General features: G+C 74.1%; 6 protein-coding genes. 2 read left to right on the forward strand and 4 right to left on the reverse strand.

The features are described from left to right. The 3 genes from GTW43_RS32995 to GTW43_RS33005 all read right to left on the reverse strand — a co-directional run. The coding region (locus tag GTW43_RS32995) for a lipid-transfer protein (protein ID WP_161305645.1) at positions 1-1189 on the reverse strand (1189 nt) is incomplete at its 3' end. Then, positions 1186-1644 (reverse strand): zinc ribbon domain-containing protein, encoded by a 459-nt coding sequence (locus tag GTW43_RS33000; RefSeq protein ID WP_343246188.1) that lies wholly within the window; start codon positions 1642-1644, stop codon positions 1186-1188. The genes GTW43_RS33000 and GTW43_RS32995, both read right to left, overlap by 4 nt. A gap of 267 nt (positions 1645-1911) precedes the next feature. After that, positions 1912-2724, reverse strand: a complete 813-nt coding sequence (locus tag GTW43_RS33005) for a M15 family metallopeptidase (RefSeq protein ID WP_161305647.1) — start codon at positions 2722-2724, stop codon at positions 1912-1914. A 71-nt stretch (positions 2725-2795) separates the two neighbouring features. On the opposite strand from GTW43_RS33005, the gene GTW43_RS33010 reads away from it, so the two are divergent. Continuing rightward, on the forward strand, positions 2796-3332 hold the full coding sequence (locus tag GTW43_RS33010) for an NUDIX domain-containing protein (protein WP_161305648.1): 537 nt from the start codon (positions 2796-2798) through the stop codon (positions 3330-3332). Positions 3333-3624: 292 nt separating this feature from the next. Here GTW43_RS33010 and GTW43_RS33015 read toward each other — a convergent pair whose 3' ends face one another. After that, positions 3625-5985 (reverse strand): glycoside hydrolase family 31 protein, encoded by a 2361-nt coding sequence (locus tag GTW43_RS33015; protein ID WP_161305649.1) that lies wholly within the window; start codon positions 5983-5985, stop codon positions 3625-3627. A 213-nt stretch (positions 5986-6198) separates the two neighbouring features. Here GTW43_RS33015 and GTW43_RS33020 point away from each other — a divergent pair. Continuing rightward, positions 6199-7601 (forward strand): acetoacetate--CoA ligase (locus GTW43_RS33020; RefSeq protein ID WP_161305650.1); only part of this gene is annotated, 1403 nt, incomplete at its 3' end.

Genomic DNA, 7601 nt, shown 5'->3' on the forward strand with positions numbered 1-7601 from the left:
ACCGCACGGCGACCACCGAGGAACCGTGGCCGAACAGCCCCTGGTTCGCCGTCACCCCGACCCGTGCCCCCGCCACCTGGCGTGCCCCGGCCGTGCCGCGCAACTGCCAGGTCAGCTCGCAGACCTGCGCGATCGCCTGGGCCGGCACGGCCTCGCCGAAGGACGCGAGCCCCCCGCTCGCGTTCACCGGGAGGCGGCCCCCGAGGGCCGTCGCCCCGTCCCGCAGCAGCTTGGCGCCCTCGCCGGGCCCGCAGAGCCCCAGGTCCTCGTACCACTGCAACTCCAGCGCCGTGGACAGGTCGTAGACCTCCGCGAGCGACAGGTCCCCGGGACCGATGCCCGCCTCCTCGTAGGCCGCACGGGCGATCGACGAGCGGAAGTCCTGCGCCGAAGGCTCCACGCCCGCCGCCGAGTCGGTGGCGATGTCCGGGAGGTCCGGCACGGTCGTCGGATACGTCGGAGTCACCGTGGAGACCGCCCGGATCCGCACCGGGTCGGGCGCCCCGTGCCGCCGCGCGAACTCCATGCTGGAGAGCACCAGCGCCGCGCCACCGTCCGAGGTGGCGCAGATGTCGAGCAGCCGCAGCGGGTCCGCCACCACCCCGGACCCGGCGACCTCCTCGGCGGTGACGGCCTTGCGGTAGCGCGCGTGCGGATTCAGCGCACCGGCCGCAGCGTTCTTCACCTTGACGCGCGCGAAGTCGTCCAGCGTGTCGCCGTGCAGGGCCATCCTGCGCCGCGCGTACAGGCCGAAGTACGTCGGGTTCGTCGCCCCGAGCACCCGGAACCGCAGCCAGTCCGGGTCGTCCGGCCGGTCGCCGCCCGCGGGCCGGAAGAAGCCCTTGGGCGCGGCGTCGGCGCCGACCACGAGCACGACGTCCGCCAGGCCCGCCAGGATCTGCGCCCGGGCCGTGCCGACCGCCTGCGCCCCGGAGGCGCAGGCCGCGTACACGCTCGTCACGCGCGCGCCCTGCCAGCCGAGCGCCTTCGCGAACGTCGCCCCCGCCACATAGCCCGGATACCCGCCGCGCACCGTGTCGGCCCCGACGACGGACGTGACCTCCCGCCAGTCCAGCCCGGCGTCGGCCAGGGCGGCCCGCGCCGCCGCTGTCCCGTACTCCACGAAGCTGCGGCCCCACTTGCCCCACGGGTGCATGCCCGCGCCCAGCACCGCCACGTCGCCGCTCATGCCCGCACCCCCGTCGGCCGCCACTTCCACGTCGTGCGGACCGTCCCGCTCTCCTCGTCCCCCTCCTCGCCGAGCGCCCCCTGGACGACCTCGACCTCCATGCCGACCTCCAGGTCGGCCACCGTCAGCCCCTCGACACCCTGCCCCAGCACCACCATCCGCTCCGCGGCGAGCTCCACAGCGATCAACGTGCAGGGCTGCCAGGGAAGTTCCGGATCGGAGACGTAGGGTTCCGGCGGCCGGTACCGGGCATCCGTGTACGACCAGATCCGCCCGCGCCGCGAGAGCGGCACCTCCAGGAGCTCCCCGCCCGCGCAGCCCGGATTGCGGCAGAAGCCGTCCTCGCGCGGGAAGAACACCGACGCGCAGGCGGCGCAGCGCGTCCCCAGCAGCCTGAAGTCGTCGCCCTCCCCGGTGAACCACCCGGCCACGACAGGTGTACGTGTACGCCCCACAGCGCCTCCCCGGTTCCCCGGCATCGAATCTGACGGAACGTCAGAAGTGTGCCACGGGCCACCGAGCCACGACAGGGGCCGAGGAAGATCCCGGCACCCGCGATCGATCCCGAACGGTTCCGGACAGAACCATGTGGTCCCGGCCGGCGTCCGTGTATCGGGGAGGGCGTGACCGGGATCCACGGGGGTGGTTCCGGTCACGCCCTCCGCCACAGGGCCCGGACCCGGTACGGGCCGGAGCCCCGGGACGTGGTCAGCCGCGCCGCCTCAGTGCCGGCCGCCCAGCGACTTCCGTGCGACCGGGAAGTCGAAGTACGTGTCGGGGAACAGTTCCGGCTTGAACGTGTAGTGCCACCACTCCTCCGGAAGGTTCTCGAAGCCCTGCGCCACGAGGGCGTCCCGGAGCAGGTCTCGGTTGGCGCGCTGCACGCCCTGGATGCGCGGATCGTCGGTGTGCGCCAGCGTGTCGAAGCAGTCGAACCCGGTGCCCATGTCCACGGAGTTGTCCGGGAAGCGCTCCTTCTGCGGCCCGTAGCAGGGCGTCAGCCGCTCCCCGGGCACGTACGCGCGCGTCGGCAGCGCGGGCAGCTTCACCAGCGTGAGATCGAGGGTGGAACCACGGCTGTGCCCCGACTTCTCCGCGATGTAACCGTCCTCGAACAGCCGGGTCTTGTCGACCCGTGGATAGAACTCCGGCTTCATGCGCTGGTCGCCCAGATCCTGCGCCCACCGCACGAAGTGGTCCACCGCGCGCTGGGGCCGGTAACAGTCGTACACCTTCAGGGAGTAGCCCCTCCGCAGCAGCCCGGCCTGCGCCTTGTGCAGCGCCTGCGCCGCGGGGCGCGTCAGGATGCACAGGGGCTTCTCGTAGCCGTCCACCGGCTTCCCGACGAAGTCGTGCTCCGTGACGTAGCGCATCTCCTGGATGATCGTCGGATCGACATCGTGCAGCGCCACGAACTCCCTGGGCGCCTTCGGATCGGGCTTCGCCTGCGCGGCGGACGGCGCGACGGCCGTGCCCAGCAGCGCGGCGGCGGTGACGGCGACAAGACGCCGCAGGACGGTTCCGGTTCGAGTCATGGCCCAGCGTCTACCAGGAAGCAGCCCCCGCGGGGAAGACCGGACACACACCATCGGATACAGTCCGCGCCGTGTCCGCATCGACCCGTCCCGCAACCCCTCCGGTTCCGGACTCCCACTGTTCCGGCTGCGGTGCCCCCTACGGCCCCCAGGTGCACGGCTGGCCGCGCACCTGCCCCGCCTGCGGCTCCGTCGCCTACCGCAACCCGCTGCCCGTGGCGATCGCCCTGCTCCCCGTCTACGACACGACGGGCACCGCCCTGGTGACGATCACCCGCACCATCGCGCCCGCGCGCGGGAAGGTCGCCCTGCCCGGAGGCTTCGTCGACGACCGCGAGGACTGGCGCGACGCCGTGGTCCGCGAACTCGCCGAGGAGACCGGCATCGGGGCCGCCGCGCGCGAGGTGCGCCTCGCCGACGTCATGAGCGCCCCGGACGGCCACCTCCTGATCTTCGGCCTCCTGCCCGAACGCCCCGCGGCCGAACTCCCCCCAGCCGCCCCGACGGACGAGACGGACGGCCGGCACCTCCTGCGCCGCCCCGCCGAACTCGCCTTCCCGCTCCACACCGCCGCCGTGAAGGCCTGGTTCGAGGGCCGCTACATCTGACCCCGGTCGTCCCGGGGCAGCTCGGTGCTTTCGATGCTCGTCCCACGGGTGATGCCCCGTCCCCGGGGCGCCCGGTGCAAGCACGCCTGCACAGCATGACCCCGAGCGCGCCGTGCGTCAGCCCGGAAGCGCCGCCGACAGGCGTACGGAGCCCGCACCGGTGCCCCGCGGTGCCCCGCGGTGCTCACCCGTGGGCGGCCGACCGGCAGGGCTAAGCGCCCCGCGCCACCGTCCGGGCCTTTCATGACGGCGATGCCCCCGTTCCGGTGACCCGGGGGCATCCTGGGACCGCTCAGACGCCGCGTACCCGCACCGGATACGGCAGCGCCCCCGTCGTCCCTTCCGCGCCGTCCGCCTCGACCACCACACGCCCCTCGCTCCACCGCGTCCGGAACCGCTCGGCCGGCGGTTCCTCCCAGCCGTCCCCGGCATCCGCGACGACCACCCCGCCGCCCGTCGTCCCCCGCGCGGGAGCCCACACCTCGAGCACCGTGCCACCGTCCTCGTCCCGCACCGGGATCACCGCCCCCGCGCGCGCAAGCACCGGAATCCGCGACAGGGGCGCCTCCACGGTCACCACGCCGGGCCCCTCGAACACGGCCCCCGTCGCCGTGTCGTACCAGCGCCCACGCGGCAGCCGCACCTCTCTGCGCCGCACCTCCGGCTCCGTCACCGGAGCCACGAGCAGCGCGTCGCCCAGCAGGAACGCGTCCTCCACATCACGCAGCCCCCGGTCCTCGGGCGCGCCCCACCACACCGGCCGCACGTACGGGGCGCCGGTCCGCCGTGCGAGATGGGCGAGCGTCACGAAATAGGGCAGCAGCCGCTGCCGCTCGTCGAGCGCCACGCGCGCGTGGGCGAGCGTCTCGTCGCCGAAGGTCCACGGTTCCCGCCGGCTCGCCCAGGTCGCCGCGTGCGTGCGGAACAGGGGCAGGTACGCGCCCAGTTGGAACCAGCGCAGGTACAGCTCGGCCGACGGGTCACCGTCGAAACCGCCCACGTCCGGGCCCGAGTACGGCACCCCGCACAGCCCGAGTCCCAGCACGAGCGACAGCGAGGCACGCAGCCCGGGCCACCCCGTGGCGACGTCCCCCGACCACGTGCCCCCGTAGCGCTGCATGCCGGCCCAGCCCGACCGGGAGAACAGGAACGGCCGCTCCCCGGGCCGCAGTTCCCGCAGCCCCTCGTAGCCGGCCCGCGCCATGCAGAGCCCGTACACGTTGTGCGCCTCGCGGTGATCGCCGCCACGCCCCTCCAGGGAGTGCCGCGACGACCGGGGCAGCGTCGGCTCACCGAAGGCCGCGAACGACACCGGCTCGTTCATGTCGTGCCAGAAACCGGCGAACCCCTGAGCCAGCCGCTCCGCGTAGAGCCCGCCCCACCACGCGCGCACCCGCTCCGCGGTGAAGTCCGGGTACACCGAGTCCCCGGCCCACACGACGCCCCGCACCAGCCGCCCCGTCGCGTCCCGCACGAACGCGTCGACGGCCCGCCCGCCCTCGAACACGGCCCCGCTGCGCCGCACAGCGACCGCCGGATCCACGATCGACACCAGCCGGACGCCCTGCCCGCGCAACTCCTCCGCCAGCAGCGGCAGCCGGGGAAACCGCTGCCGGTCGACCGTGAACACCTCGTGCGCCGCATAGTGATCGATGTCCAGGTGCAGCGCCGCCAGCGCCAGCCCGCGCTCCCGGTACCCCGCGACGACCCGGCGCACCTCCTGCGCGTCCCCGAACCCCCAGCGCGCGTGCTGATACCCGAGCGCCCACGAGGGCGGCACGCACGGCGCCCCCGTCAGCTGCGTCCACACCTGCAGCACGCGCGCGGGCGTACCGACCACCACCCAGCACCGCAGCGGCCCACCGTCCATCCGCAGCTCGGACGTCCCCGGCCGGTCGTGCCCCGAGCCGGCGCCCTCGTCGCCCTCGCGCAGACTCACCGCGCCGTCCCACGTGCTGTCGTGGAACACGAGGTGCGTCCCCGCGTCCGCCACCACCAGCTGCGCCGGAATCGTGATCGACAACGGATCGTCACCCGGACCGAACGAACCACCCGGATCCGTGTTCCACAACCGGTACGCACCACCGCGCAGCCGGGGCCCCGCCGCCCGCCCGCCGAGACCGAAGAAGCGCGCGTCCGCCGCGACCTCCGCACGCTGCACCCAGCGCGCGGCGCCACCGCCCTCCGGCTCCCACCAGCGCGGCGGCAGATCCCGCCGCAGCCGCACCCCGCCGGGCGTCCGCACCTCGACCGCGCCGTGCCGGGACACGACCACGGTCACCCGCTCCGACACCACCCGCCAGCCGCCGTCCTTGTCCGGCTCCAGGGAGGCCCGCGGATCCGCCTCGGGACACGCCCCGGCCAGCGCGTACGACGGCTCCGGTTCCGCCCCGTCCCAGCCCCAGAACACGGCACCGCCCACCACGACCCTGATCCGCAGCTCCGCGCGCGCGAACCGCACCACACCGCCGCCCGGCTCCGGCTCCGCCCCGACGACCGCCCCCGGCACCCGAGCCCGCTCCGGACCACGCCGGGGGAGCCCCGCCGCATCCGCGCGGTGCCTGCGCCACGACGCCCGAACGGCCCTCAGCCGCTGGAGCGAGCCCGCCGAAGAAGCCGCCCGCACCGAGCGCACCAGGTCACGACCGTTCATGCTGCTCACCCTGCCATCGGCGGCCCCGCGCGCGTGCCGCGTTCAACTGCCGTTCATCCGTGGTGCCGCCACATCTTCACGACACGGACTATGTGGGGCACGCCCTGGTGTGGAAGTCGATCACGTGGCATCGTCCTGTCAGCCGCGTCACGCGCACACCCCAGCCGTGCGCGCCGAAGACGCCCACACCGCGTACCTCCCGGGAGCCGCCCCATGACCACCGCGAACCCCACCCCGCTCTGGCAGCCCGAACGGCAGCAGATCGCCGACGCACAGGTCACCCGGTTCCAGGCCTGGGCGGCCGCACACCACGGCGCCCCCGCCGACGGCGGCTACGCGGCCCTGCACCGCTGGTCGGTCGACGAGCTGGAGACCTTCTGGAAAGCCGTCACCGAGTGGTTCGACGTGCGCTTCACACACCCCTACGCGCGCGTGCTGGGCAGCCGCGCCATGCCCGGCGCCGAATGGTTCCCCGGAGCGACCCTCAACTACGCCGAGCACGCCCTGCGCACCGCCGACGACCCCACGCGCGCGGACACCCCGGCCGTCCTGCACGTCGACGAGACCCACGAGCCGCGCCCGCTCAGCTGGGCCGAGCTCCGCCGCCAGGTCGGCTCCCTGGCCGCCGAACTGCGCGCACGCGGCGTCCGCCCCGGAGACCGGGTCAGCGGCTACCTGCCCAACATCCCCGAGGCCGTCGTCGCCCTCCTGGCCACCGCCGCCGTCGGCGCCGTGTGGACCTCCTGCGCCCCGGACTTCGGCGCCCGCAGCGTCCTCGACCGCTTCCAGCAGGTCGAACCCGTCGTCCTCTTCGCCGTCGACGGCTACCGCTACGGCGGCAAGGAGCACGACCGCCGCGACACCGTCGCCGAACTCCGCGCCGAGCTGCCCACCCTCCGCGCGGTGGTGCACATCCCGCTCCTGGGCACCGACGCCCCCGAAGGCGCCCTGGACTGGTCGTCCCTCACCTCCGCCGACGTGGCGCCCGTCTACGAGGAGGTGCCCTTCGACCACCCCCTGTGGGTCCTCTACTCCTCGGGCACCACCGGACTGCCCAAGGCCATCGTCCAGTCCCAGGGCGGCATCCTCGTCGAACACCTCAAACAGCTCGGCCTGCACTGCGACCTCGGCCCCGACGACCGGTTCTTCTGGTACACCTCCACCGGCTGGATGATGTGGAACTTCCTCGTCTCCGGCCTGCTCACCGGCACCACGATCGTCACCTACGACGGCAGCCCCGGGTTCCCGGACACCGGCGCCCAGTGGGCCGTCGCCGAACGCACCGGAGCCACCCTCTACGGCACCTCCGCCGCCTACGTCATGGCCTGCCGCAAAGCCGGCGTGCACCCCGCGCGCGACCACGACCTCTCCCGCGTCAAGTGCGTCGCCACCACCGGCTCCCCGCTGCCCCCCGACGGCTTCCGCTGGCTGCACGACGAGGTCCGCGACGACCTCTGGATCGCCTCCGTCAGCGGCGGCACCGACGTCTGCTCCTGCTTCGCCGGCGCCGTCGCCACCCTGCCCGTCCACCTCGGCGAACTCCAGGCACCCGGCCTCGGCACCGACCTCCAGGCCTGGGACCCCGACGGCCGCCCCCTCGTCGACGAGGTCGGCGA

Origin of the sequence: Streptomyces sp. SID5785 (genome assembly GCF_009870065.1) — a bacterium.
GTDB lineage: Bacteria > Actinomycetota > Actinomycetes > Streptomycetales > Streptomycetaceae > Streptomyces.